Here is a 25,460-nt window from a genome sequence, read left to right on the forward strand (position 1 = left end):
AGGTAGATGGATTCAGGCGTGACGTCAGACTCTTTGGAGTCAGACGCAGAAGGAAGCTTGATTAGCATGATGACTCCGCAGCCTAGGGGGAACTGATGCACCAATAGACTACGGAGTATGGTGGAAATTAGATCATTGCGATGCTTTATGGCGACGCAGCAAAAACTGAATCGGTCCCGATAGCGCGTAGGCGAGGAATATCAGCAGCAGAATGCGCGGCGGATCACTGAACACCACGGCAAACACCAGTACCACCGCCAGAATCGCAACGAAAGGTACACGGCCCTTCAAGTCCAGCTCCTTGAAGCTGTTGTACTTGATGTTACTGACCATCAGCATCCCGGCCGCTGCAACCAGCAGCGCCACGAGAAAGGACAGCTTGGAACCCTGAATGCCGAAATCGCTGAACGCCCAGACCGTTCCCGCCACGACACCCGCCGCCGCCGGACTGGCCAGACCAATGAAGTAGCGCTTGTCCGCCTTGCCGACCTGGGTATTGAAGCGCGCAAGCCGCAAAGCAGCACCCGCTACGTAGATGAAGGCGACCATCCAGCCGACCTTACCCATGTCACCCAACGCCCAGCCAAATGCCAGCAACGCCGGGGCAACACCGAAAGCGACCATGTCGGACAGAGAATCGTATTCGGCGCCAAATGCGCTCTGGGTGTTAGTCATGCGCGCAACGCGGCCATCCAGCCCATCAAGGACCATGGCGACAAAGATAGCGATTGCGGCGAATGCGAAATACTTGCTCGCAGCCGCATAATCCCCCGCACTCATGGCGCTTTGCGCGCTCATGGAACTGATGATCGAGTAGAAACCGGCGAACAGATTCGCCGTGGTGAACAGGTTGGGCAGCAGATAGATGCCGCGATGCCGGACCTGACGGCCTTCGGCGTCATGCCCTTCTTCAACATGCTCATCGATGGGTAGCAGACTTTCAGCGTCAGAGGCCTTAATGGGCTCTTCAGGACGTTCGCTCATGGAGATTACCTTACAGCGGTATGAAAAGGTTCGACACAGGTCTGCGGCGAGGGTTCGCCGGCAAACGTTGCAGCTTTATACCAGAGCTTGATCCATAACAAAAAAACGCGACCGATTGGTCGCGTCTTTTTTATAGACAAGCTGTGAACCAGAGGTAGCCGGCGGTAAACCGGACCAGCTTAGTTCTTTTCTTTGTCGACGATTTTGTTTGCCGCGATCCAAGGCATCATCGAGCGCAGTTTCTCACCGATGATTTCAATGCCATGCGCAGCGTTGTTACGACGCTTGGCGGTCATCGAAGGGTAGCCGGTAGCGCCTTCAGTGATGAACATCTTCGCGTATTCGCCGTCCTGGATGCGCTTCAGAGCGTTGCGCATAGCCTGACGGGATTCGGCGTTGATGACTTCAGGGCCGGTCACGTACTCGCCGTACTCGGCGTTGTTGGAGATCGAGTAGTTCATGTTGGCGATACCGCCTTCGTACATGAGGTCAACGATCAGCTTCAATTCGTGCAAGCATTCGAAGTAAGCCATTTCTGGCGCGTAGCCTGCTTCAACCAGTGTTTCGAAACCGGCTTTGACCAGTTCGACAGTACCGCCACACAGAACAGCCTGCTCGCCGAACAGGTCGGTTTCAGTCTCGTCCTTGAAGGTAGTTTCGATGATACCGGTACGGCCGCCGCCAACGCCCGACGCGTAGGACAGAGCAACGTTCTTGGCGTTGCCCGAAGCATCCTGATAAACCGCGATCAGGTCAGGAATACCGCCGCCTTTGACGAATTCGGTACGCACCGTGTGGCCTGGAGCCTTCGGCGCGATCATGATCACGTCGAGGTCAGCGCGTGGCACAACCTGATTGTAGTGAATCGCGAAACCGTGAGAGAACGCCAGCGTTGCGCCCTTTTTCAGGTTCGGCTCGACTTCGTTCTTGTAAAGCTGGGACTGGAACTCGTCCGGGGTCAGGATCATGACCAGATCGGCAGCAGCAACGGCAGAAGCAACGTCAGTAACTTTCAGGCCATGAGCCTCAGCCTTGGCGACAGTGGCCGAACCTTTGCGCAGACCGACAGTGACATCAACGCCGGAGTCTTTCAGGTTGCACGCTTGAGCGTGGCCTTGTGAACCGTAACCGATGATGGCGACTTTCTTGCCCTGGATGATCGAAAGGTCACAGTCTTTGTCGTAGAAAACTTTCATGGAAATCCCCTGTTGTCCTGGCCGTTCAGGCCATTTGCTTAATTGATTTAAATGCTCAGCACTTTGTCGCCACGGGCAATACCCGTCACGCCGCTGCGTACTGTTTCCAGGATGGCGGCTGTACCGATGGCCTGAATGAAGCTGTCCAGTTTGTCGCTCGTACCGCTCAGTTGCACGGTATAGACGCTGGCCGTCACGTCGACGATCTGCCCGCGAAAAATATCCGTGGTGCGCTTGATCTCTGCACGCTGCGCGCCGGTAGCCTTGACCTTGACCAGCATCAGTTCACGCTCGATGTGAGCGCTCTCCGACAGGTCGACCAGCTTGACCACTTCAATGAGCTTGTTGAGGTTCTTGGTGATCTGCTCGATCACCTCATCGTGACCCACGGTGGTCAGCGTCAGACGCGACAGGGTCGGGTCTTCGGTTGGCGCAACCGTCAGGCTTTCGATGTTGTAGTTACGCTGCGAGAACAGACCGACCACACGCGACAGCGCACCCGGTTCGTTTTCCAGCAGTAGGGAAATGATATGGCGCATGATTATGTCCGCTCCGTCTTGCTCAACCACATATCGCGCATGGAGCCGTCTTTGATCTGCATCGGGTAGACGTGCTCGGCCACATCGACCTGAATGTCGAGGAACACCAGCCGGTCAGTCATGGCAAAGGCTTCTTCCATCCTGGGCTTCAGATCTTTCAAATCGGTGATGCGCATGCCGACGTGGCCGTAGGCTTCGACCAGTTTGACGAAGTCAGGCAACGACTCCATATAGGAATGCGAGTGACGCGCGCCGTAGCTCATGTCCTGCCACTGACGAACCATGCCCAAAACGCCGTTATTGAGCAGGATGATCTTTACCGGCAGACCATATTGCAGGCAGGTCGACAGCTCCTGAATGTTCATCTGGATACTGCCTTCACCGGTCACACAGGCCACATGCTCGTCCGGGAAGCTAAGCTTGACGCCCATCGCAGCAGGGAAGCCGAAGCCCATGGTGCCCAGACCGCCCGAGTTGATCCAGCGGTTCGGCTTGTTGAAACGGTAGTACTGCGCCGCAAACATCTGATGCTGGCCTACGTCAGAGGTGACATAAGCGTCGCCCTTGGTAACTTCGCACAGTGTTTCGATCACGGTCTGCGGCTTGATGACCGAGCCATCGCCACGGTTGTACGGGAACAGATCGCCTGTCCCGCGCCACTCGTCGATCTGCTTCCACCAGGCATCGACCGATGCCTGGTCAGGCGTTTCGCCGATCTCTTTCAGGGTGGCAACCATTTCGGTCAGCACGCTTTCGACTGGACCAACGATCGGCACGTCGGCCTTGATGGTCTTGGAGATCGAAGCCGGGTCGATATCGATGTGGATAATCTTGGCATTCGGGCAGAACTTGCTCGCGCCATTGATGACCCGGTCGTCGAAACGCGCGCCGACGGCCAGAATCACATCGGTGTGGTGCATCGCGAGGTTGGCGGTGTAGCTGCCATGCATCCCGAGCATGCCGACGAACTGACGATCAGTGCCCGGATAGCACCCCAGCCCCATCAGGGTATTGGTGACCGGAGCATTCAGCAGTTGAGCCAGTTCGGTCAGTTGCGCCGAAGCGTTGCCCATGATCACGCCGCCACCGGCATAGATAATCGGACGCTTGGCGACCAGGAGCATTTCCACAGCCTTGCGGATCTGGCCGGAATGACCACGGACCGCAGGGCTGTAAGAGCGCAGCTTGGCTTTTTTCGGGAAGACGTATTCGAATTTCTCGGCCGGATTGGTCATGTCTTTCGGAATATCGACTACCACAGGACCAGGACGACCGGACTGCGCCAGATAGAACGCTTTTTTCAGGATTTCCGGGATTTCCGACGGGTGCTTGATCATGAAGCTGTGCTTCACGATAGGCCGGGAGATACCGATCATGTCGGTCTCCTGGAACGCATCGGTGCCCACCAGCGTGCTCGCTACCTGACCGGACAGAACCACCATCGGAATGGAGTCCATGTACGCGGTGGCGATGCCGGTAATGGCATTGGTCGCACCGGGACCCGACGTCACCAGCACCACGCCCGCCTTGCCGGTCGCACGTGCATAGCCGTCGGCCATGTGCGTGGCAGCCTGCTCGTGACGAACAAGGATGTGGCTTACCGCCGGTTCTTTGAACAGGGCATCGTAGACATGCAGGAGGGCACCACCCGGGTACCCGTAGATGTGCTCAACGCCTTCGTCACGCAAAAAGCGGACGATCATTTCAGCGCCAGATAAAAGCTCCACGTTGTTCACCTCTAAAACGCCAGAATACCGCCCATTAACGGACGGGTCTTTATAGGTTTACTGCCAGCAGAGCATGAGCGACGGTGGTCGCCGACTACGTCAGCACTGACTGAGCAAGTATTGGGATGTCCCTGAGTGTTGCGGAACATTCCCACCCAGCGCGAGGTAACGCGTTGCGGGTGTTACAGGTCGGCGCGGGTGTGCGCCTCATGATCTACCGAGAGGGTCTGCTTCTGGCAGTCCTTCTACAGCGAACTTTGGATTGTTGTGATTCCCCCCCCTCAAGTCAAGTCATCCGTGCGCTTTCTTGGCAGCAAGCTCATGAAATCGCACCGTTTCGGACGGAAACGCACTGTTATGGTAGTTTTCCAGAGGCACAGATACCTCAAGGACTCGACATGCGCTGGATGATTCTCGCCACAGCACTGACCATCGCAACAGCTGGCCAGGCCGCTTCCGTTTATAAATGGGTCGACGCCCAGGGCGTGACCCACTTTGACGCTCAACCGCCGACCGGCCAGCAGGCCCAGCAAATCAACGTGCAGCAGCCGCCGCCTGTCGCTGCACCGGCCACGCCTGCGGACGATGGAGTCACGCAGCAACGCGCCATCGACCAGAGAGTCAAGAATCAGGTGAAAATGCAGGAAGCCAAACGTTCCGAGAATTGCGAGACCCTGCGCACCAATCTCGCGCAACTGCAGAACAATCCACGAGTACGCGAGCAGGTGGGCGGAGAGTCGAGGCGTCTTACGGAGGAGAACCGCAAGACGCGTATCGAAGAAACCGAACGGGCGATCGGTGACTTCTGCCGCTAGCGATCAACGCGCCTCGCCGATCAGATGATCGAACCGCGCAAGATGCTGCAGTAGCAGGCGGGTTTCACTCAAGCGACCGGCATAGACCATCTCGGCCATTTCCACGATGCCGGACGCATTGGGCAGCGGCAGGTCGCGTTCAAGGATGACTTTCATGCGCGGCAGAAAGATCCATTGCAGCCACTGAGCGAATTCCAGCGTATCAACACTGAACGGCTCCTGACTGGACAGCGCCGCCTCGCTGGGCGGCGTGGCGTCCCACCAGCCCAGCGCACGCAACTCGCGCTCTATCAGCAGCAACTGCTCGGCAACTTCAGGCAGGCGCTGATCCATCAGCGAGCCTTCTGACGAGCCAGTGCAGCACCCGCTGCATCACCCTGCTTCTCACGAGACTGCGCAATCAAACCCCAAAGGCTGGCCTGAAGGCTGGCACGGCCATTGGCGTAAGTCAGACCGCGACGAGCCAGTTGCTCGGCCTGGGCAGCATCGCCCTGAGCAAGACGAACCTGCGCCAGACGATAAAGCACCTGCGGCTCGCGCGGCGCAACACGCTGCGCGCGCTCAAGGCTGGAAGATGCGCCGTTGAGATCACCGCTGCTCTGCTGTTGCTGTGCCGTGGTCAGCAAGGCCAGTACCGGACCATCCAGTTGCTCGTCCTCGGACAGACCACCGCCGCTGGAAGGAATGCCGCTGGGTGCAGATGCAGCCGGCATGCTGTAGCTGTTGTTCGCAGCCGGAGCCGGGCTGCTCGGTGCTTGCGTGACTGGAGCAGCATCGACCGGCGGCGTGTTGACGCTGAACGGAGCCTGACTGGCAGGAGCAGAGAAACTCTGACCCGCATCAGCGCCGCCCCCGCCAGGCACCATCACCACGACGCCCGAATCCTGTGGCACGGCTTGCGGCTGTTGCTGAACAGGCGCGGTGTTGGCCCGATAGGCGCCCTTGTTTGTAGCTGCCACACGCTCACCGTTGGACACTCTGGAACTCGAATCCTCGACCGGAATTGAGCCGCGCTCCACGCTGGCGCAGCCATTCAGCAAAGCCAGAGCCGTTACAGCTGGAATCCACCATTTATTCACGTCAAAACCTCGATTGCCTAGTTCAACCAACCCTTGACCCAGTCCATCACCTCAGTCGCAGGTGCTGGAGCGCCGCCGCATGTCGCGCCGGGCTGGGGCTCACTGCCGCGAATATACGGCATCTGCACTGCATTCGGGCAGCTGGCGTCCGAACCCTGGCCGGTCTGCGCATCCACCCACGCCAGCACGACGTTGTCCGGCATTGCCATGTCCAGCGGCAGCGGATCAGCCTTGCGCATGAAGCTCGTCCAGACCTGCAAGGCCCCGGTAGCACCGGTGAACGGTGTCTTGCCGTTATCGTCGCGGCCCATCCAGACCACTGCCAGCAGATCCTGACTGAAACCGGCAAACCAGCTGTCGCGGGAATCGTTACTGGTGCCGGTCTTGCCCGCCAGGTTCAACGAGCTCGGCAAGACGTTGTAAACAGATTTGCCCGTACCTTCACGCATAACGCGCTGCATCGCATTCTGTACCAGATAAATCGCACCTGGATCAAAGCGCTGCTCGATCTTGAACGGATAGCGCTTGAGCGGTTCACCTTCAGCGGTCAACACGCTGCGGATACCGCGCATCGGCGTATTGAACCCGCCACTGGCGATGGTCTGGTACATGGTGGCGACCTCCATCGGACTCAAGCCGCCTGCCCCCAGCAACATCGAAGGATAAGCAGGCCATTCGCGGGTAACGCCCAGCTTGGCCAGCGTTTTGAACACATTCGGAATACCCAGATCAAGGCCCAGCTTGGCGGTCGACAGGTTGTAGGAATGCGCCAGCCCCTGATACAGAAAGATATTGCCGTGGGACTTGCGATCGTAATTCTGCGGCTTCCAGATCTGACCGTCGGCGCCCTTGACCTGGAACAGCTCGTCGGCGATCCAACTGGTGAGCGTGTATTGGCTCGGGCGCTCCAGCGCCGTCAGATAAATAGCCGGCTTGACCAGCGAGCCAATCGGCCGCACCGCGTCGATCGCCCGGTTGAAACCCGAGAACCCGGCTTCACGTCCACCGATCAGCGCCTGCACTTCACCGGTCTCCGGATTGGTGACGACCATGCCCGCTTCTACTTCATCAACACCCTTGCGTCCGGCGAGCTTTTTGAACGTATCGTCTATGGCGGCCTGGGATTTCATCTGCAGGATCGGATCGAAACTGGTGAAGATCCGCAGGCCCTCTTCGGTCAAGTCTTCATCACGATAGTCTTCACGTAACTGACGTTTGACCAGATCAAGAAACGCCGGGAAAGAACTGTCGGCAAGCGTGCCGGTTTTGGTCACACCCAGTGGCAGTTTTTTCGCAGCGGCGACCACTTCCGGCGTGGCAACACCTTGCTGCTCAAATAAGTCGAGCACCAGATTACGGCGTTCCAGTGCGCGCTCGGGATTGCGACGCGGGTTATAGAAAGACGGCCCTTTGACCAGACCGACCAGCATCGCCACCTGATGGATTTTCAGCTCGGACAGCGGCTGACTGAAGAAATACTGACTGGCCAGGCCGAAACCGTGGACAGCACGCTGGCCGTCCTGACCGACAAATACCTCGTTGAGATACGCTTCGAGGATTTCCTGCTTGCTGTAATGAATCTCCAGCAAGACAGCCATCATGGCTTCGGTCAGTTTGCGGGTCAGGCTGCGCTCGTTGGTCAGGTAGAAGTTCTTGACCAACTGTTGAGTCAGCGTACTGCCGCCCTGGCGCATCTGCCCTTGGGAGGTGTTGACCCAGATAGCCCGGGCGATGGATTTGGGCGACACACCAAAGTGGTGATAGAAATCCCGGTCCTCGACCGCCACCAGCCCGTCGAGCAGATACGGCGGTGCCTGATCGAGCTTGATCAGAATGCGGTCTTCGAGATTTTTCGGATACAGCCCGCCGATCAGCAGAGGCTCAAGCCGTGCGACTGCAAGCTTGGCGCCGTTGCCCGAGGACAGGTCGGCTACATAGTCACCAGAAAAGCGCACGCGAACCTGCTGCGCTGCGTCAGTGCCTTCGTAGAACTGAAAGCCGCGCGTATTGAGATCGACGGTATTGCCGTTCACCGCTGCGGCGCCGGGCCCGTTCGCCACGCTTTCGCGGCGATAGCCCAGAGCGTCCAGCTCGATGAGGAAGTCATCGCGGCTGAGTTTTTGCCCGACGAACAGCTCCAGCGGCCGAGCGTAGACCTTGGCCGGAATGGTCCAGCGCTTGCCGGAGAATTTTTCCTGAACAATGGCATCGAGATAAATCGCCAGGCCGCCCAGCAGAACCAGGCCGACGATACCAAGCTTCAACGCCCAGCCCAGCCACTTGTGCAGGCTGCGGGGAGGTTGCTTTTTGGGGGAACGAGAGGTGCGGGATCGAGTCATGGGCGCGGATTATACGCACTTTGCCAAGGATCGACAGACGCCTGAGTCAGCGGTTTGCAGCCTCGTGCCAAGCGGCCATAATGGCTGCATCCGGTACTTACATTTTGAATACATTCCTGAAGGATCGTCCGTGAGCCAGTCTTTGATTGCAGCCCTGCAGAACCCTGCCCTCTTCCCTCATCCGGTGGAGCATTTTCAGGTCATCGAAACGCACATTTCGTGGGTTCTGCTGACCGGCCCTTACGCCTACAAAATCAAAAAGCCGATGAACTTCGGCTTTCTCGACTTCACAACACTCGCCCTGCGCGAGCATTTCTGCCGTGAAGAGCTGCGCCTGAACAAGCGCACCACCGACGATCTGTACCTGGAAGTGCTGTCGATCACCGGCTCGCCCGAAGCGCCACAATGGGGCGGCGACGGCGAAGTTATCGAGTATGCACTCAAGATGCGCCAGTTTTCTCAGGACGGCTTGCTGAGTACGCTTCAGGCAAATGGCGAACTGACCACCGCGCATATCGATGCGCTGGCACAGCAGATCGCGGATTTCCATCTCGACTCGCCACGCGTTACCAGCGAAAGCGAGTTGGGGTCGCCTGACAGCGTCATGGCGCCGGTGGTACAGAATTTCGAGCAGATTCGCCCGTTAATCAGCGAAAAGTCCGACCTGGATCAGCTTGATGCCCTACAGGCGTGGGCTGAATCGAGCTTTGCACGACTCAAACCACTGCTGACCCAGCGCAAGGCTGACGGCTTTATCCGCGAGTGCCATGGCGATATCCATCTGGGCAACGCAACCGTGATCGACGGTAAGGTCGTGCTCTTTGACTGCATCGAATTCAACGAGCCCTTCCGCAAGACGGATGTCTACGCAGACATCGGCTTTCTGGCAATGGACCTTGAAGACCGGGGCCTGAAATCACTTTCACGGCGTCTTGTCAGCCAATACCTGGAAGTGACCGGCGATTATGAAGGCCTTGAGTTGCTGAACTTCTACAAGGCCTACCGCGCCATGGTTCGTGCCAAGGTTGCGCTATTCAGCCAGGCACCCGACGCCGATGGATTGCAGCGTGCGGCAACGCTGCGCCAGTATCGCAACTACGCCAATCTGGCCGAAAGCTACAGTGCCATCCCCTCGCCATTCCTGGCCATCACCCACGGTGTCTCCGCGGTAGGCAAGAGCCACGTAGCCATGCGGCTGGTCGAGTCACTGGGCGCTGTGCGCCTGCGCTCCGATATCGAACGCAAACGCCTGTTTGCCAGTCAGGGCACAGAGCTGTATGGCGAGCAGGCCAGCATTACCACCTATGCGCGCTTGCACGAGCTGGCTGAAAAGACCCTGCGTGCAGGTTTCTCGGTTGTCATCGACGCCACTTATCTCAAGCATGGGCAGCGTGACGCCGCGGCCAAAATAGCTGAAATCACAGGTGTGCCGTTCCTGATCCTCGATTGCGAGGCGCCACAGGCGGTCATCGCTGGCTGGCTCGCGCAACGTCAGGCACAGAACAACGATCCGTCCGACGCAACTCTGGAGGTTATCGAAGCTCAGCAAGCCAGTCGCGAACCGCTCGAAGCAGACGAAATCCTGCGCAGCAAGAAGGTTGCGACCAATGTCAGCAGCGATCTGGACAGCCTTGTCGACACCCTGCGCCAGCGCCTGCCAAGCCTGTAACACCGACGCATGGCCGTTGAGCAATTAATGCTTCACGGCCTCAGGCCGATGGCAATATAGTGGCGTCATAATTTCAACGCAACCAAGAGGCCGTCATGAGCCAGCCCAAACAGATCGACTCACCGCTTTACATGCTGCTGCGCAAGGAAAATATCGAAGGCTTCAATCAGGAAAAACCACGAACCGGCACCATCGACATGGTCGGCGGCGATTTCCGTGGTCTGGACCTGCGTTCGCTGGACACCGCAGGCATCGACTTCACCGATGCCTACTTCCGATCCGCCGACCTGCGTGGCCTGGATCTGCGCAACACGCCGATGGAAGGTGCAAGCATCGCTCACGCACAGATCTCTGGCGTCTTTTTCCCGCCCGAGCTTTCCGCCGACGAGATCCTGATGTCCGTCAATTTCGGTACGCGACTGCGCTATCGCATTCGTTGAATGCCCGGTATCTCCAGCCTGCATGCGCCCTGCATGTGGGACCGGTGAGGTATTGCCGGTCACCTCTTGATCCATCATGACGCTGTCGCCTGCGTAGCGCTGTCGATTACCTGCACAGAAACGCTTGCCACTGCTCGGCAGAGAACCGGGGAAAAAGATCTGTTGACTTACAAATGAGAATCGTTATGATTATCACATTCAGTCGCAAGACTGAACGGTAGCCTGAAAGACCTTGGTTCGGACTTTCAGATTATCTCCTCATCAGGCTAATCACGGTTTTTGACCCGGCTTTTTGCCGGGTCTTTTTTTGCCCGCCTGAAGCAGGAACCACGTCAGAAACCGCCGCTTTCACCCGCTACTTCCTGCAGCCCCAATCGCCCCAGCAGGTCATCCAGCAGACTGGAACCGCCCAAACGCACGCGTCCGGCATTGACCCACTGCGTACCAAACCGTCCGCGAGCCAACGCCAGGTAAAAGCGTGCCTCGTCGTACGTGCGAATGCCTCCAGCGACTTTGAATCCGACCTGCCCGCCAACATCAGCGATGGACGCCAGCATGATGCGTGCAGCTTGCGGAGTGACGTGGGTGGCGGCCTTGCCCGTGCTGCTCTTGATGAAGTTGGCCCCTGAGGCAATTGCGTCGCAACAGGCGGCGTGGATGGTTTGCGAGTCCCGCAGATCACCTGTCTCAAGGGTCACCGTGAGCGCCACTTGCCCGCCGCACAACGAACTGCACGCCGATATCAGATCTATACCGGTCTGCCGGTCCCCACCCAGCAGTGACCGAAAGGGATAGACAATGTCAATCTCGTCAGCGCCAGCTATCAACGCAGCGCGCACTTCGGAAACCACCGATTCGATATTGCTGCTGCCGTGGGGGAAGTTGACCACAGCTACCACCTTGATATCGCGCGCCAGCATCCGGTCAAGCGTGGTGCGCGCCAGGCATACGAAGCGCGGCTGAACGCAAACTGCCGCGACAGGCCCGACTGGCGTCCAGGCCCGCTGGCAAATACCGACAACGCGCTGTTCGGTGTCGTCGATGTTGAGGGCGAAAAGCTCCATCAACCTGATAGCCTGGCGCGCCTGCCACTCGTCATCTGCAGTCATGGGTTTCATGGTGTTCCCGTTTTGAAAGACATGGCAGGACGATATACGGCCTGATAGACCAACAGGGACGGGCAACACACTCCGGGACATGAACTACATAAATATCGGAAAAGTACTACGCCACTTGTGCTGGGATAAAGCGGGACGCTCTTCAAAGCGGCGGCCTGTGGAAGCTGTCAAACTGAGCGGAGCGTAGTTCAGTAATGGTTGAAAGTCGCCCTCCGGAGTCCCTTTGAGATTTCTTTGCACCTCCAGTCAGTTGCCCGAAGCACAAAGTCGCGGGTTTGAAGTCGGTGAGCACAAACTGCTGGCGATCCGTCGTCAGGGAAGCGTGTTCATCTATCGCAATCGCTGTCCGCATCGCGGCATTAGTCTGGAGTGGCAGGCGGATCAATTCCTCGACAGCAGCGCCAGCCTGATCCAGTGCGCCACGCATGGTGCGTTGTTTCTGATCGAGAGCGGCGAATGTGTTGCCGGGCCGTGTGAAGGTCAGTCGTTGACAGCGATTGGCTGCCGTGAGGATGACCAGGGTATCTGGGTCGAGCTGCCGCAAGATGATGACGGCTGTTGAATACCCTTTACGCGCCTAGTCCAGCCATTGCACCGTCAAAGGTCGGTCGATGTAGACCTGCTGCGGCGTCAGTTGCACGCCATACGCCAGAATCTGCACACCTGCGTCGACCGCTTCCCGCAACGCAGATGCATAGGCAGGGTCGATTTCCTTCGCCGGACGCACGGCATCGACGCCGGTCAGGTTGACGCAATACAACAACACGGCACGCACACCTGCATGCGCCAGCGTCGCAAGCTCCCGCAAGTGCCGTGCACCCCGCTGGGTGACAGCATCGGGAAACGCGGCCACCGCAGAATCATCGAACCCCAAGGTGACGCTCTTCACTTCCAGGTACAGGTAGCCATCCGGGTATTCCAGGCGAAAGTCCACCCGGCTTTTTTCCTGTCCATAGGCCACCTCGCGCTTGAGTGCGGTAAAGCCGTTGAGCTCGCTGATGACGCCAGCGCGCAAAGCTTCCTCGACCAGCGTATTCGCGCGCCCGGTATTGATGCAGGCCAGGCGACCCTGTGGCGTTTCGCTGATTTCCCAAGTGCCCGGCAGCTTGCGTTTGGGGTCATTCGAGCGACTGAACCACACTCGCCCGCCAGGCATCATGCAATTGAGCATCGAACCGGTGTTGGGGCAATGAATGGTCAGCCTTTCGCCGCTGTCGGTTTCGATATCAGCCAGAAAGCGCTTGTAACGAATCAGCAGGCGGCCTTGCTCAAGTTCCGGAGTAAAGCGCATCAGGCGTTCCAGCTCCGCAGACCGCGAGTGATGCGCTCGACGGCCTGTTCCAGGCGCGGCAGGCTCTGCGTGTAGGCGAAGCGCACATGATGCCCCGCCTGATGGCGACCGAAGTCCAGCCCCGGGGTGAAGGCCACATGCTCGGTTTCCAGAAAATGCCGACAAAACGCGATGGCGTCACCGCCAAACGCAGAAATGTCGGCATACAGATAAAAAGCACCTTCCGGCTCGACAGCGATGCCAAAACCCAACGCCCGCAAAGCAGGCAGCAGAAAGTCCCGACGGCGGCCGAACTCGGCACGGCGCTGCTCGAGGATTGCCAGCGTCTGTGGCTCGAAGCAGGCCAGCGCGGCATATTGCGCCATGCTCGGTGCGCTGATGTAGAGGTTCTGCGCCAGCTTTTCCAGATCAGCCACCGCATCGGGTGGCGCAACCAGCCAGCCCAGCCGCCATCCGGTCATGCCGAAATACTTTGAAAAACTATTCAGCACGAAGGCGTCGTTATCCACCTCCAGAACGCTGCTGGCTTCAACACCATAGGTGAGACCGTGATAGATCTCGTCCACCACAAAATGCCCGTTACGCGCCTTCAGTGCCTCGGACAAGGCTGCCAACTCGCCACGCTGCAACAGCGTGCCAGTAGGGTTGGCAGGCGATGCGACCAACGCTCCGACGCTGTTCTGATTCCAGTGAGCAGCCACCAATTCGGGCGTAAGCTGATAACGCTCCTGCGGCCCGACCGGGACCAGTTGCGCTTCGCCTTCGACCAGACGCAGAAAATGTCGATTGCACGGGTAGCCTGGATCGGCCAGCAACCAATGCTTGCCTGGATCGACCAACAGACTGCTGGCGAGCAACAAGGCCCCCGAACCACCCGGGGTGACCAGAATGCGCTGCGGATCAATGTCGAGCCTGTAGCGCTGGGCATAAAAACCAGCAATGGCTTCACGCAGTTGCGGCAGGCCACGGGCGGCGGTGTAACGAGTTTTGCCATCTGCCAGCGCCGCCTGTCCCGCCTTGATTATCGGTTCAGCGGTCGTGAAGTCGGGTTCGCCGATTTCCAGGTGGATGACATCATGGCCCGCCGCCTGTAATTCATTGGCCCGCGCCAGAAGCGCCATGACATGAAAAGGTTCGATGGCGCGACTGCGTGCGCTGTAAGGCTGAGCCATGGGTCTTCCTTATAGTGAAGCGGGAGCAAAACATGATTGTCATGACGGCGAGGCATGATTCTACCCGACCGCCCGACTGCCGTGCCTTTCCAGGCTTGCCTGTACGGGTCGGCGGATGCCGGGCAAAAGATAAATACGACGGAGCGAAGCAGCTAGAGTTCATTTATGTGCAGGGCTGTTTAGCAAGAGCCATCTTTGTAGGCCAATTGCGCCATCATGCTCGACAACCGGGAGTAGCGCACTCCGATTTGATCTGGTAAGTTCGCCCGCTTGCAGTTGCAGGGCCGACCGGTGTCGGTGATGGAACAATCCTGCACAACGGATTAGAAGAGTGAGAGGCGGTCCAGACATGCCCACCCAAGAGAACCAACAAAGCAAGCCAATCAGCGGCTTTGAACCCTACGTGCAAACGAAGGGCGAAGAGTACATGGGCGAGTCCATGCGCTTGCATTTCACCAAAATCCTGAACAAATGGAAGCAGGACTTGATGAAAGAGGTCGACCGCACGGTTGACCACATGAAGGACGAAGCTGCGAATTTCCCTGATCCGGCCGACCGTGCCAGCCAGGAAGAGGAGTTCAGCCTTGAGCTTCGTGCCCGTGATCGCGAGCGCAAATTGATCAAGAAGATCGACAAAACGCTGCAACTGATCAAGGACGAGGAATATGGCTGGTGTGAATCCTGCGGCGTTGAGATCGGTATCCGCCGCCTTGAGGCACGCCCAACGGCTGACCAGTGCGTCGACTGCAAGACGCTTGCAGAAATCAAGGAAAAACAGGTCGGCAAATGACCTGACGTTGGCCTTGAACTGAAAAAAGACGCTTCGGCGTCTTTTTTTGTGCCTGCTTGAATCACGACGATAGTCCAGGTGCCCTATTTCTGGAGTCTGTAGCGGCCTCTTCGCGAGCAAGCGCTGCGCCAGAATCAACAGCGGATTTGCCTATAACGATGAGCACTGCGCGTGGTGCTGCGTTTCGCTTGCTCGCTCACGCTCGCCGCCCTTAACATCCCGGCCATGAAAAAACCGACCTATATCGGGCGCTTTGCGCCGACTCCCAGTGGTTATCTGCATTTCGGCTCGCTGGTCGCAGCGCTGGCGTCGTATCTGGATGCGCGTGCGGTGGGTGGGCAGTGGTTGCTGCGCATGGAAGATCTCGACCCGCCTCGCGAAGAGCCGGGTGCACAAACGGCGATTCTCGACACCCTGGAGCGTTACGGTTTCGAATGGGACGGCGCGATGGTCCGCCAGAGCGAGCGTCATGAAGCCTATGCTGAAATCATCCAGCGCTGGTTCAATCATGGCCTGGCGTACGCGTGCACCTGCTCGCGCAAGCAGCTTGAGTCGTTTCAGGGTATTTACCCGGGGTTCTGTCGCGATGCGGGACACGCACCAGACAACGCGGCAATCCGCATTCGTGTACCCGAGCTGGAATACCGTTTCGAAGACCGGGCGCAGGGCATCTTTCGCATGCATCTGGGCCGTGAGAGCGGTGATTTCGTGATTCGCAGGCGTGACGGGCTTTACGCCTATCAGCTCGCGGTGGTCATCGATGACGCCTGGCAAGGCATCACCGACATTGTGCGCGGCGCCGATCTGCTGGACTCGACCCCTCGGCATTTATATCTGCAGGAACTGTTGGGCCTGCCTCAGCCGCGCTACCTGCATGTACCGTTGATCACCCAGCCGGACGGTCACAAGCTCGGCAAATCCTATCGTTCCCCGCCGCTACCGGCCGACCAGGCAACACCGCTATTGCTGCGGGCCCTGCGCGCGCTGGGCCAGACAGTCGAAGCGCACATGGCCGAGGGCACCGCGAAGGAAGTGCTCGCCTGGGGAATCGAGCACTGGAACGCCGACCTGATCCCCAGGCTGCGCACGATTGAAGAAGCCCGGATAGACTGATCCAGAGCGGTCGCCGAAAACTGCGACTTATGGATGCTTGCAGGTTATCCGGCATCCGTTAACATGCCGCTCCTCATCTACCAGCGCAGGGAGACCAGATGTACATATACCGGTTGGTTTTGCTTCTGGTGGTAGGCATCTACCTGTTCTCCCCGGCCATCATGGACTGGTGGATCGACGCAACCGGCGCCTGGTATCGGCCGTACATGCTGTGGCTGATCCTGATCGTGGTGACGTTCATTCTGCAGAGCCAGCGAGATGCCGATGAGCTTTAGTCTGACGCAGATGCTGCTGGTCAGCGCCGCCTACCTGCTGCTGCTGTTCGGCGTGGCCTGGGTCAGCGAGCGCGGCCTGATTCCGCGCTGGATCATTCGCCATCCTCTGACCTACACCCTTTCACTCGGCGTGTACGCCAGTGCCTGGGCGTTTTACGGCACTGTCGGGCTGGCCTACAAATACGGCTACGGCTTTCTGTCCAGTTACCTCGGCGTTTCCGGCGCATTCCTGCTGGCGCCGGTGCTGCTTTACCCTATTCTCAAGATTACCCGCACCTACCAACTGTCATCGCTGGCCGACCTGTTCGCCTTCCGTTTTCGCAGCACCTGGGCCGGCGCGCTGACCACCATTTTCATGCTGATTGGCGTGTTGCCGTTACTCGCCTTGCAGATTCAGGCAGTGGCTGACTCCATCAGTATCCTGACCCGTGAACCGGTGCAGGACCGGGTCGCCATTGCCTTTTGCGCATTGATCACCCTGTTCACCATCTTCTTTGGCTCGCGGCATATCGCGACCCGCGAGAAGCATGAAGGTCTGGTGTTCGCCATTGCATTCGAGTCGCTGATCAAGCTGATCGCGCTGGGGGGTGTCGGCCTTTATGCCTTGTACGGCGTGTTCGACGGCCCGCAACAGCTTGAATTATGGCTGCTGCAGAATCAGACCGCCCTCGCCTCGCTGCACACGCCCTTGCAGGAAGGGCCCTGGCGCACCCTGCTGCTGGTGTTCTTCGCCTCGGCCATCGTCATGCCGCACATGTATCACATGACCTTCACGGAAAACCTCAATCCGCGCTCGCTGGTCAGCGCCAGTTGGGGGCTGCCGCTGTTTTTACTGTTGATCAGCCTGGCCGTGCCGCTGATTTTGTGGGCCGGGCTCAAGCTAGGCGCCACCACCAGTCCGGAATATTTCACCCTTGGAATCGGCATCGCCGCCAACAGCAAGTCGCTGGCTCTGCTTGCCTACATCGGAGGCCTCTCGGCAGCCAGCGGGCTGATCATTGTCACCACACTGGCGCTGTCCGGCATGGCACTCAACCATCTGGTGCTGCCGCTTTACCAGCCACCGGCCGAAGGCAATATCTATCGCTGGCTGAAATGGACCCGGCGCGGGCTGATCGTGGCAATCATCGCCCTGGGCTACGCCTTCTATCTGATGCTGGGTGCCCAGCAGGATCTGGCCAACCTGGGCATCGTCGCCTTCGTCGCGACCCTGCAATTTCTGCCCGGCGTACTGTCAGTGCTGTACTGGCCGACCGCCAACCGGCGCGGTTTCATTGCTGGCCTGCTGGCCGGGATTTGCGTGTGGGTGGTCAGCATGCTGCTGCCGCTGATCGGCAACCTGCAGGGCTTTTATATCCCTTGGCTGAACATGATCTACGTACTGGACGACACCAGTTGGCACATGGCAGCGATTGCTTCGCTGGCGGCCAACGTGTTGCTGTTCACCCTGATTTCGCTGTTCACCAACGCCAGCCCTGAAGAAGTCAGTGCCGCCGAGGCCTGCGCAGTTGATAACGTGAGCCGCCCGCAACGCCGCGAACTGCATGCGGTGTCACCGCAGGAATTCGCCACGCAACTGGCCAAGCCCCTCGGCGCGAAAGCCGCGCAGAAAGAAGTCGAACAGGCGTTGCGTGATCTTTACCTGCCCTTCGACGAGCGCCGTCCTTATGCGCTACGCCGCCTGCGCGACCGGATCGAAGCCAACCTGTCGGGCTTGATGGGCCCCAGTGTTGCGCAGGACATGGTGGAAACCTTCCTGCCCTACAAGTCCGGCAGCGAAAAATACGTTACCGAAGACATTCACTTTATCGAAAGCCGGCTTGAGGACTACCACTCGCGCCTGACCGGGCTTGCCGCCGAACTCGATGCCCTGCGCCGCTACCACCGGCAGACGTTGCAGGAACTGCCCATGGGCGTGTGTTCACTGGCCGAAGATCAGGAAATATTGATGTGGAACCGGGCGATGGAAGAGCTCACCGGAATTGTTGCGCAACGTGTCGTCGGCTCACGCCTGGACACCATCGCGGAACCATGGAAAGGGTTGCTGACTGGTTTCACCAGCGTGCCGGACGAGCATTTGCACAAACAGAAACTCGGTCTGGACGGACAGACCCGCTGGCTCAACCTGCACAAGGCGGCCATCAATGAACCGCTCGCACCCGGTAACAGTGGCCTGGTAGTGCTGGTTGAAGACCTGACCGATACCCAGATGCTTGAAGACAAGCTGGTGCATTCCGAACGACTGGCCAGCATCGGACGCCTGGCTGCCGGCGTGGCGCATGAGATCGGCAACCCGATCACCGGCATCGCCTGCCTTGCGCAAAACCTGCGTGAAGAACGCGAAGAAGACGGCGAACTGAAGGAAATCAGCAGCCAGATCCTTGAACAGACCAAGCGCGTATCGCGGATCGTCCAGTCGCTGATGAGCTTCGCCCACGCGGGTGCTCATCAGCACAGCGACGAGGCCGTCTGTCTGGCCGAAGTGGCCCAGGATGCTATTGGTCTGCTGGCGCTGAACCGGCGCAATTTCGAAGTACACTTCTACAACCTGTGCAACCCCGAACACTGGGCCGTCGGTGATCCGCAGCGCCTTGCGCAGGTCCTGATCAACCTGCTCTCCAACGCACGCGACGCGTCCCCTGCGGGCAGCGCAGTCAGGGTCAAGAGCGAAGTATCCGAGCACACTGTCGACCTCATCGTCGAAGACGAAGGCAGCGGAATTTCAAAGGCAATCATGGACCGTTTGTTCGAGCCATTTTTTACCACCAAGGAGCCTGGCGAAGGAACCGGACTTGGCCTTGCGCTGGTCTATTCCATCGTTGAAGAGCATTATGGACAGATCACTATCGACAGCCCGGCCGACCCCGAGCAACAGCGTGGCACTCGAATTCGGGTGACCTTGCCACGCCATGTCGACGCGACGTCCACCGCGAACTGAGACCGTCGAGAGAACTGAATCAATGCCGCATATTTTGATCGTCGAAGACGAAACGATTATCCGCTCAGCCCTGCGTCGTCTGCTTGAACGCAATCAGTATGAGGTCAGTGAAGCGGGCTCCGTTCAGGAAGCTCAGGAACGTTTCAGCATTCCATCATTTGATTTGATTGTCAGCGACCTGCGTCTGCCAGGCGCACCCGGCACCGAACTGATAAAGCTGGGCGAAGGTAAACCGGTGCTGATCATGACCAGTTACGCAAGCCTGCGCTCGGCCGTCGACTCGATGAAGATGGGCGCGGTGGATTACATCGCCAAACCTTTCGATCACGACGAAATGCTCCAGGCTGTCTCGCGTATTCTGCGGGATCGCCAGACCGTGAAGAGCCTGCAAGCCGAACGCAGCGCCATGAGTAAGGTGAACGGCGCCGAAAAAGTCACCTCGCAGAACGCCAGTGGCGAGATCGGCATCATCGGCTCCTGCCCGCCGATGCTCGATCTTTACAGCAAGATCCGCAAAGTGGCGCCGACCGACTCCAACGTTCTGGTTCAGGGTGAATCCGGTACGGGCAAGGAACTGGTCGCCCGTGCACTGCACAACCTTTCACGCCGTGCCAAGGCACCGATGATTTCGGTCAACTGCGCAGCGATCCCTGAATCGCTGATCGAGTCCGAACTGTTCGGTCACGAGAAAGGCGCATTCACCGGAGCCAGCGCCGGTCGTGCCGGGCTGGTCGAAGCGGCAGACGGCGGGACCCTGTTTCTCGACGAGATCGGCGAACTGCCACTGGAAGCCCAGGCGCGCCTGCTGCGCGTCCTGCAGGAAGGCGAAATCCGGCGTGTCGGTTCGGTGCAGTCACAGAAGGTCGATGTGCGCCTGATTGCTGCAACACACCGAGACCTCAAGACCCTGGCCAAGAATGGCGAATTCCGTGAAGACCTGTTTTACCGTCTGCACGTTATCGCCCTCAAGCTGCCGGCGTTGCGCGAACGTGGCAGCGATGTACTGGAAATTGCCCAGGCGTTTCTGGTGCGGCAAAGCGCCAAGGTTGGCCGTGACGACCTGAAGTTTGCCCCGGACGCCGAACAGGCCATCCGTCATTACAGCTGGCCGGGCAACGTACGCGAACTGGAAAACGCCGTCGAGCGCTCGGTGATCCTTTGCGAAAACCCGGACATTACCGCCGACCTGCTGGGCATCGACATCGAACTGGACGGTCTCGATGACGACGAGTACATGGGCATGGCCCCACTGCCCGGTTCCTCGAACACCACCGGCAGCGAGCCGAGCGAAGACCTTTCGCTGGAAGACTACTTCCAGCACTTCGTTCTGGAACACCAGGACCACATGACCGAAACCGAACTGGCGCGCAAGCTGGGCGTCAGTCGCAAGTGCCTGTGGGAGCGTCGCCAGCGTTTGGGCATCCCGCGCCGCAAGGGTGTGGCCAGCGAAACCTGAAACCCTGCGCGGGGCTCTGGCATGCGGCGCACAGGGCGACACAGAAACTGTTACCGCCAATACTTCACGTAACAAAAGCCGGGTCTTACGGTAACGCAGGCCCGGCTTTTTTATGCCCGTTTGCGCCGACAAATTCCGCTCGTTGCTCGCGAAGCCCCGATTACCGGGCCTTCGCAAAAGTTGGCACAGCATCTGCAATATGTCTGATACAAGAACAACAACAAGCAGTACGGCACCCATAATAAAAACAATACGAATCGACTCACGCATAACAAGAACAACACGGCGGAGGCGCAGCTAACTGATTCTTTTGGAGAGGAGTTGTATTTGGGGCTTACCCCGCGACCAGGCTGAGAACAACAAAAACTACCCTTAGGTAGCGCCTGAACTGGTTGGATCGAATGATCATTGCAACGCAGCGACCAAAGCAATCCGTTTGCTCTTGACTCCCGATTGGGAGGCTTCACAGACGCAAGTCTCGTGAATGGGCACTCAACAAAAACAAGAAGCCCTAACAGAAAACAACAATAAAGAGCACACACTTTGGGGGAGCTTCGGCTCCCCCAGTAGCTTCCAGGCTAAAAGTGAAACCGGCTCTTGAGACATGGCTCCAGGCCATAGTTTGTTCCTTCCGCGACAGCTTCCTACACCATCCCTCGACTAAATGCTAGAATCCCGACCCATCATGCGGTCATTCCCCGTTTTTGGCCGAATATTCCTTCAAACAGTGCATCCCATGCTGAAGAAGTTGTTCCAGTCATTTCGTTCCCCATTGCGCAAACCGCAGCAACACACGCGTACCACGCCTGAGGTGCTCAACAGCGGCCAGCACTCGCTGCAGCGCGGCCAGTTCAGCCGCTATGCCGTCAATATTGTCGAGCGCCTGCAAAACGCTGGTTACCAGGCCTATCTGGTCGGTGGCTGCGTACGCGACATGATGCTCAACATCACGCCCAAGGATTTCGACGTCGCCACCAGCGCCACGCCAGAACAGGTAAGGGCCGAATTCCGCAATGCGCGGATCATTGGCCGCCGGTTCAAACTGGTGCATATCCACTTCGGTCGCGAAATCATCGAAGTCGCGACGTTCCGCGCCAATCATCCTCAGGATGACGAAGAAGAGGACAGCAATCAGTCTTCGCGTAATGAAAGCGGCCGCATCCTGCGTGACAACGTATACGGTACGCTCGAAGAGGACGCCCAGCGTCGCGACTTCACGATTAATGCGCTGTATTACGATCCGGTCAGCGAGCGTGTTCTGGATTACGCCAACGGCGTGCACGACATCCGTAATCGCCTGATCCGCCTGATTGGCGATCCGGAACAACGCTATAAGGAAGACCCGGTGCGCATGCTGCGCGCGGTACGCTTCGCCGCCAAGCTGGATTTCGGTATCGAGAAGCACAGCGCCCAGCCGATCCGCGCACTGGCGCCGATGCTGCGTGATATTCCTTCGGCGCGTCTGTTCGAAGAAGTGCTCAAACTGTTCCTCTCCGGATACGCCGCGCCGACCTTTGAAATGCTGGTCGACCTGGAACTGTTTGATCCGTTGTTCCCGGCCAGTTCCAAGGCGCTGGAATACAACCCGACGTATACCCATACACTGATCAGCAGTGCCCTGCTCAATACCGACCTGCGCATCAAGCAGAACAAACCGGTCACACCGGCGTTCCTGTTTGCCGCCCTGCTCTGGCCTGCGCTGCCGGCCAAAGTGCTGCGTGCGCAGGAGCGTGGCATGCCGCCGATTGCGGCCATGCAGGACGCTGCTCACGAACTGATCATCGAACAATGCCAGCGCATCGCGATCCCGAAGCGTTTCACGCTGCCGATCCGCGAAATCTGGGACATGCAGGAACGCCTGCCACGTCGCTCCGGCAAACGCGCCGACCTGCTGCTGGATAATTCGCGCTTCCGTGCCGGTTACGACTTCCTGCTGCTGCGTGAAAGCGCGGGCGAGCAGACTGATGGTCTCGGTCAATGGTGGACCGACTATCAGGATTGCAACGAAAGCGAACGCCGCGACATGATTCGTGACCTGAGCAACAAGCCGGAAGCCGCAGGCACTGCGCCGCGCAAACGTCGTCGTACCAGCGGTGCCAAGCGCAAGCGCACCAGCGGCGAGACGCAAAGCGGTGAATGAACCGCTGTTGACCGGTGAACGCGTGTACATCGGCCTGGGCAGCAACCTCGCTGACCCGGCCGGGCAGTTGCGCAACGCGCTCAAGGCGCTGGCGCAACTGCCCGATTGCGAGCTGGCTGGCGTGTCGTCTTTCTATGTCAGCGACTCGTTACTGCCGGGCCAGCCGCGCTTTACCAACGCTGTCGCAGCGCTGGACACATCTCTGCCACCCTTGGCACTGCTCGATGCGCTGCAAGCCATCGAACGGGATCAGGGCCGTGAGCGCCACGAACGCTGGGGGCCGCGCACGCTGGACCTCGATATCCTGCTGTTCGGCGAGCGCCTTATCGACGAGCCCCGCCTCAAAGTGCCGCATTACCACCTGCACGCCCGAGCGTTCGTGCTGTACCCGCTGGCAGAATTGGCTCCCGACCTGATTCTGGCGGATGGCCGCGAATTGAATCAGTTGCTCGACGATTGTCCGTTTACCGGCCTGGAACGCTTGTCTGGCGCTGCGTAGCTTTAGCCTGTTACCTCACCCGTGTAACCGATCCTGCATACAGGTAACACCCGCAATTGACTTAACGCCCCCTCCTCACGAAGATAGGCCTCCCGCCGCCTGGCCACTGGCGAACGGGTGCGAAACAGGCCTTTGCAAAACACCGCGACACGACGGTGTGCCTGCTTTTCCAGAATGACTCTCACGCGCTGAATACGTTTCTTTACAGCGCCTGATGGAGGACTTTACATGCCGAACATAACCGTTACGTCGCTGCTGGACATGAAGCAAAAGGGTGAAAAGATCACCATGCTGACCTGCTACGACGCAACCTTCGCTCACACAGCCTGCCAGGCCGGTGTCGAAGTGCTGCTGATAGGCGACTCGCTGGGCATGGTCCTGCAAGGTCACGATAGTACGCTGCCCGTCACCACCGCCGAGACGGCCTACCACGTTGCCTGCGTCAAACGCGGCAATGCGGGCGCGCTGATACTCGCCGACCTGCCGTTCATGGCCAACGCCACGCTGGAACAGACGTTCATCAACAGCACCACGCTGATGCAGGCCGGTGCGCACATGATCAAGGTCGAAGGCGCTGCCTGGCTCGGCGAATCCATTCGCCTGCTGGCCGAACGCGGAATCCCGGTCTGCGCCCACATGGGCCTGACGCCGCAGTCAGTCAACGTGCTGGGCGGCTACAAGGTTCAGGGTCGTCTGGAAGCCCAGGCACGGCAGATGCGCGCCGACGCCATCACTCTGGAACAGGCGGGTGCGGCGATGATCCTGCTGGAGTGCGTGCCGAGCGAACTGGCCGAAGAAATCACCCAGGCCGTAAAAATCCCGGTGATCGGCATCGGCGCAGGCAGCGCCACTGACGGCCAGGTGCTGGTGCTACACGATATGCTAGGCCTGTCCATCAGCGGGCGTGTGCCCAAGTTCGTGAAGAACTTCATGATCGGTCAGCCCGATATCCAGTCCGCCATTCAGGCCTACGTTACCGCCGTCAAAGACGTCAGCTTTCCGGCCATTGAACACGGATTCTCTGCATGAACACAGTCAAAACTGTCCAGGAACTGCGTGCGGTGATTGCGCGCGCACGCGGCGAAGGCAAGCGGATCGCCTTGACGCCGACCATGGGCAACCTGCACAGCGGGCATGCCGCTCTGGTCGCCAAGGCCGCTCAACGTGCCGATTTCGTGGTCGCGACCATCTTCGTCAATCCGTTGCAGTTCGGCCCAAGGGAAGACCTCGCGACCTACCCTCGCACACTGGCTGCCGATCAGGAAAAACTGCTGCAGGCCGGCTGTAATCTGCTATTCACACCCAGCGTCGAAGAAATGTACCCGCACGGCACGGCCAGCCAGACCATCGTCAGCGTTCCGCACCTGTCGCAAGGCTTGTGCGGTGCCAGCCGTCCCGGCCATTTCGAGGGCGTCGCCACCGTGGTCAGCAAGCTGTTCAATATGGTGCAGCCTGATCTGGCGATTTTCGGCGAAAAAGACTTTCAGCAACTGGCCGTCATTCGTGCCATGGTTCGCGATCTGAACATGCCGATCCAGATCATTGGCGAACCCACTGTACGCGCTGACGATGGCCTGGCGCTTTCATCGCGCAACGGCTACCTGAACGAAGAGCAACGTGCTGCTGCGCCTGCGCTGTATCAAGCCCTTCGCCAGATAGCCGACGCCCTGCGCGCAGGCGAGCAGGACTTCGACACGCTGCTGACCGGCAAAAAGCAGCAACTGGAAGCTGCCGGTTTCCGGATCGACTACCTGGAAATCTGCGAAACCGACAGCCTGCGTCCGGCGACGGCGCAGGACCGTGATGTGGTGATTCTCGCCGCTGCGTTTATGGGCAAGACCCGACTGATCGACAATCTGCACCTGACCAGCAGCTGAAGG

The 25,460-nt window shown here is 58.8% G+C and carries 24 protein-coding genes (1 of these 24 cut by a window edge); 13 read left to right on the top strand and 11 right to left on the bottom strand.

What is annotated here, in order from left to right; translation table 11 throughout:
• The 5 genes from msrP to N018_RS21005 form a co-directional block, all read right to left on the bottom strand.
• Positions 1-68 carry the start of a protein-methionine-sulfoxide reductase catalytic subunit MsrP gene (gene msrP / locus N018_RS20985; protein ID WP_024646894.1) on the bottom strand. It extends 946 nt beyond the left edge of the window, so the window shows 68 of its 1,014 coding nt (coding positions 1-68); it begins with the start codon at positions 66-68; the stop codon falls past the left edge of the window.
• A gap of 64 nt (positions 69-132) precedes the next feature.
• A complete protein-coding gene (pssA, locus tag N018_RS20990) occupies positions 133-984 on the bottom strand; it encodes a CDP-diacylglycerol--serine O-phosphatidyltransferase (protein WP_024646895.1) in 852 nt (283 codons plus the stop codon).
• Positions 985-1,163: 179 nt separating this feature from the next.
• The gene (gene ilvC / locus N018_RS20995) at positions 1,164-2,180 is read right to left on the bottom strand and encodes a ketol-acid reductoisomerase (RefSeq protein ID WP_024646896.1); all 1,017 of its coding nucleotides are present in this window, start codon (positions 2,178-2,180) and stop codon (positions 1,164-1,166) included.
• Positions 2,181-2,227: 47 nt separating this feature from the next.
• Positions 2,228-2,719: an acetolactate synthase small subunit gene (gene ilvN / locus N018_RS21000; protein ID WP_002552075.1), complete on the bottom strand. Its 492-nt coding sequence runs from the start codon at positions 2,717-2,719 to the stop codon at positions 2,228-2,230.
• Positions 2,720-2,721: 2 nt separating this feature from the next.
• On the bottom strand, positions 2,722-4,446 hold the full coding sequence (locus N018_RS21005) for an acetolactate synthase 3 large subunit (RefSeq protein WP_025390658.1): 1,725 nt from the start codon (positions 4,444-4,446) through the stop codon (positions 2,722-2,724).
• A 398-nt stretch (positions 4,447-4,844) separates the two neighbouring features.
• Between N018_RS21005 and N018_RS21010 the strand changes: the two genes are divergently transcribed.
• On the top strand, positions 4,845-5,261 hold the full coding sequence (locus tag N018_RS21010) for a DUF4124 domain-containing protein (protein ID WP_025390659.1): 417 nt from the start codon (positions 4,845-4,847) through the stop codon (positions 5,259-5,261).
• A 3-nt stretch (positions 5,262-5,264) separates the two neighbouring features.
• On the opposite strand, the gene N018_RS21015 is transcribed toward N018_RS21010, so the two are convergent.
• Genes N018_RS21015 through mrcB form a run of 3 tightly spaced genes read right to left on the bottom strand, consistent with a single transcriptional unit; the run spans position 5,265 to position 8,679 of the window.
• The gene (locus N018_RS21015) at positions 5,265-5,594 is read right to left on the bottom strand and encodes a YqcC family protein (protein WP_024646899.1); all 330 of its coding nucleotides are present in this window, start codon (positions 5,592-5,594) and stop codon (positions 5,265-5,267) included.
• Complete coding sequence (locus N018_RS21020; RefSeq protein WP_195757153.1) at positions 5,594-6,340, bottom strand: tetratricopeptide repeat protein; 747 nt, start codon at positions 6,338-6,340, stop codon at positions 5,594-5,596. The genes N018_RS21015 and N018_RS21020 overlap by 1 nt, the downstream gene beginning before the upstream one ends.
• Before the next feature lie 17 nt (positions 6,341-6,357).
• Positions 6,358-8,679: a penicillin-binding protein 1B gene (mrcB, locus tag N018_RS21025; protein ID WP_024646901.1), complete on the bottom strand. Its 2,322-nt coding sequence runs from the start codon at positions 8,677-8,679 to the stop codon at positions 6,358-6,360.
• Between the two features lie 130 nt (positions 8,680-8,809).
• Between mrcB and N018_RS21030 the strand changes: the two genes are divergently transcribed.
• Positions 8,810-10,348, top strand: a complete 1,539-nt coding sequence (locus N018_RS21030) for a bifunctional aminoglycoside phosphotransferase/ATP-binding protein (protein WP_024646902.1) — start codon at positions 8,810-8,812, stop codon at positions 10,346-10,348.
• A gap of 95 nt (positions 10,349-10,443) precedes the next feature.
• Positions 10,444-10,788 carry a pentapeptide repeat-containing protein gene (locus tag N018_RS21035; protein ID WP_025390660.1) on the top strand — a complete coding sequence of 115 codons (345 nt, stop codon included), beginning with the start codon at positions 10,444-10,446 and terminating at the stop codon, positions 10,786-10,788.
• Between the two features lie 332 nt (positions 10,789-11,120).
• On the opposite strand, the gene deoC is transcribed toward N018_RS21035, so the two are convergent.
• Complete coding sequence (gene deoC / locus N018_RS21040) at positions 11,121-11,906, bottom strand: deoxyribose-phosphate aldolase (protein WP_025390661.1); 786 nt, start codon at positions 11,904-11,906, stop codon at positions 11,121-11,123.
• A gap of 223 nt (positions 11,907-12,129) precedes the next feature.
• On the opposite strand from deoC, the gene N018_RS21045 reads away from it, so the two are divergent.
• The gene (locus tag N018_RS21045) at positions 12,130-12,468 is read left to right on the top strand and encodes a Rieske (2Fe-2S) protein (protein ID WP_080274881.1); all 339 of its coding nucleotides are present in this window, start codon (positions 12,130-12,132) and stop codon (positions 12,466-12,468) included.
• A gap of 15 nt (positions 12,469-12,483) precedes the next feature.
• Here the strand turns inward: N018_RS21045 and sfsA are convergent, their stop codons facing one another.
• A complete protein-coding gene (sfsA, locus tag N018_RS21050) occupies positions 12,484-13,197 on the bottom strand; it encodes a DNA/RNA nuclease SfsA (protein ID WP_025390663.1) in 714 nt (237 codons plus the stop codon).
• Positions 13,197-14,369, bottom strand: coding sequence for a pyridoxal phosphate-dependent aminotransferase (locus N018_RS21055; protein WP_025390664.1), 1,173 nt, complete (start codon positions 14,367-14,369; stop codon positions 13,197-13,199). Before N018_RS21055 ends, sfsA begins: the two co-directional genes overlap by 1 nt.
• Positions 14,370-14,718: 349 nt before the next feature.
• Here N018_RS21055 and dksA point away from each other — a divergent pair, with 349 nt between their 5' ends.
• The 9 genes from dksA to panC all read left to right on the top strand — a co-directional run bounded on the left by dksA (position 14,719) and on the right by panC (position 25,457).
• Positions 14,719-15,159 carry an RNA polymerase-binding protein DksA gene (gene dksA / locus N018_RS21060; RefSeq protein WP_024646908.1) on the top strand — a complete coding sequence of 147 codons (441 nt, stop codon included), beginning with the start codon at positions 14,719-14,721 and terminating at the stop codon, positions 15,157-15,159.
• A 225-nt stretch (positions 15,160-15,384) separates the two neighbouring features.
• Entirely contained in the window at positions 15,385-16,272 is an 888-nt protein-coding gene (gene gluQRS / locus N018_RS21065) for a tRNA glutamyl-Q(34) synthetase GluQRS (protein WP_025390665.1), read from the top strand.
• A 98-nt stretch (positions 16,273-16,370) separates the two neighbouring features.
• Positions 16,371-16,547 carry a hypothetical protein gene (locus N018_RS21070; protein WP_002552060.1) on the top strand — a complete coding sequence of 59 codons (177 nt, stop codon included), beginning with the start codon at positions 16,371-16,373 and terminating at the stop codon, positions 16,545-16,547.
• The gene (locus tag N018_RS21075) at positions 16,531-19,485 is read left to right on the top strand and encodes a sensor histidine kinase (RefSeq protein WP_025390666.1); all 2,955 of its coding nucleotides are present in this window, start codon (positions 16,531-16,533) and stop codon (positions 19,483-19,485) included. The genes N018_RS21070 and N018_RS21075 overlap by 17 nt, the downstream gene beginning before the upstream one ends.
• 22 nt (positions 19,486-19,507) lie before the next feature.
• Positions 19,508-20,941, top strand: coding sequence for a sigma-54-dependent transcriptional regulator (locus N018_RS21080; protein ID WP_025390667.1), 1,434 nt, complete (start codon positions 19,508-19,510; stop codon positions 20,939-20,941).
• 736 nt (positions 20,942-21,677) lie between these two features.
• The gene (locus tag N018_RS21085; protein WP_025390668.1) at positions 21,678-23,081 is read left to right on the top strand and encodes a polynucleotide adenylyltransferase PcnB; all 1,404 of its coding nucleotides are present in this window, start codon (positions 21,678-21,680) and stop codon (positions 23,079-23,081) included.
• Positions 23,074-23,580: a 2-amino-4-hydroxy-6-hydroxymethyldihydropteridine diphosphokinase gene (gene folK, locus N018_RS21090; protein WP_024646913.1), complete on the top strand. Its 507-nt coding sequence runs from the start codon at positions 23,074-23,076 to the stop codon at positions 23,578-23,580. Before N018_RS21085 ends, folK begins: the two co-directional genes overlap by 8 nt.
• A 228-nt stretch (positions 23,581-23,808) precedes the next feature.
• Positions 23,809-24,609: a 3-methyl-2-oxobutanoate hydroxymethyltransferase gene (gene panB / locus N018_RS21095; RefSeq protein ID WP_024646914.1), complete on the top strand. Its 801-nt coding sequence runs from the start codon at positions 23,809-23,811 to the stop codon at positions 24,607-24,609.
• Entirely contained in the window at positions 24,606-25,457 is an 852-nt protein-coding gene (gene panC / locus N018_RS21100) for a pantoate--beta-alanine ligase (protein ID WP_025390669.1), read from the top strand. Before panB ends, panC begins: the two co-directional genes overlap by 4 nt.
• The last annotated feature ends 3 nt before the right edge of the window (positions 25,458-25,460 follow it).

This window comes from Pseudomonas syringae CC1557, from assembly GCF_000452705.1.
GTDB lineage: Bacteria > Pseudomonadota > Gammaproteobacteria > Pseudomonadales > Pseudomonadaceae > Aquipseudomonas > Aquipseudomonas syringae_F.

Bases quoted from the DNA above. Each gene is read 5' to 3' on its own strand.
- pssA (WP_024646895.1), bottom strand. From the start codon at position 984: ATGAGCGAACGTCCTGAAGAGCCCATTAAGGCCTCTGACGCTGAAAGT.
- ilvC (WP_024646896.1), bottom strand. From the start codon at position 2,180: ATGAAAGTTTTCTACGACAAAGACTGTGACCTTTCGATCATCCAGGGC.
- ilvN (WP_002552075.1), bottom strand. From the start codon at position 2,719: ATGCGCCATATCATTTCCCTACTGCTGGAAAACGAACCGGGTGCGCTG.
- N018_RS21010 (WP_025390659.1), top strand. From the start codon at position 4,845: ATGCGCTGGATGATTCTCGCCACAGCACTGACCATCGCAACAGCTGGC.
- N018_RS21015 (WP_024646899.1), bottom strand. From the start codon at position 5,594: ATGGATCAGCGCCTGCCTGAAGTTGCCGAGCAGTTGCTGCTGATAGAG.
- mrcB (WP_024646901.1), bottom strand. From the start codon at position 8,679: ATGACTCGATCCCGCACCTCTCGTTCCCCCAAAAAGCAACCTCCCCGC.
- N018_RS21035 (WP_025390660.1), top strand. From the start codon at position 10,444: ATGAGCCAGCCCAAACAGATCGACTCACCGCTTTACATGCTGCTGCGC.
- deoC (WP_025390661.1), bottom strand. From the start codon at position 11,906: ATGAAACCCATGACTGCAGATGACGAGTGGCAGGCGCGCCAGGCTATC.
- sfsA (WP_025390663.1), bottom strand. From the start codon at position 13,197: ATGCGCTTTACTCCGGAACTTGAGCAAGGCCGCCTGCTGATTCGTTAC.
- N018_RS21055 (WP_025390664.1), bottom strand. From the start codon at position 14,369: ATGGCTCAGCCTTACAGCGCACGCAGTCGCGCCATCGAACCTTTTCAT.
- dksA (WP_024646908.1), top strand. From the start codon at position 14,719: ATGCCCACCCAAGAGAACCAACAAAGCAAGCCAATCAGCGGCTTTGAA.
- gluQRS (WP_025390665.1), top strand. From the start codon at position 15,385: ATGAAAAAACCGACCTATATCGGGCGCTTTGCGCCGACTCCCAGTGGT.
- N018_RS21070 (WP_002552060.1), top strand. From the start codon at position 16,371: ATGTACATATACCGGTTGGTTTTGCTTCTGGTGGTAGGCATCTACCTG.
- N018_RS21075 (WP_025390666.1), top strand. From the start codon at position 16,531: ATGCCGATGAGCTTTAGTCTGACGCAGATGCTGCTGGTCAGCGCCGCC.
- N018_RS21080 (WP_025390667.1), top strand. From the start codon at position 19,508: ATGCCGCATATTTTGATCGTCGAAGACGAAACGATTATCCGCTCAGCC.
- N018_RS21085 (WP_025390668.1), top strand. From the start codon at position 21,678: ATGCTGAAGAAGTTGTTCCAGTCATTTCGTTCCCCATTGCGCAAACCG.
- panB (WP_024646914.1), top strand. From the start codon at position 23,809: ATGCCGAACATAACCGTTACGTCGCTGCTGGACATGAAGCAAAAGGGT.
- panC (WP_025390669.1), top strand. From the start codon at position 24,606: ATGAACACAGTCAAAACTGTCCAGGAACTGCGTGCGGTGATTGCGCGC.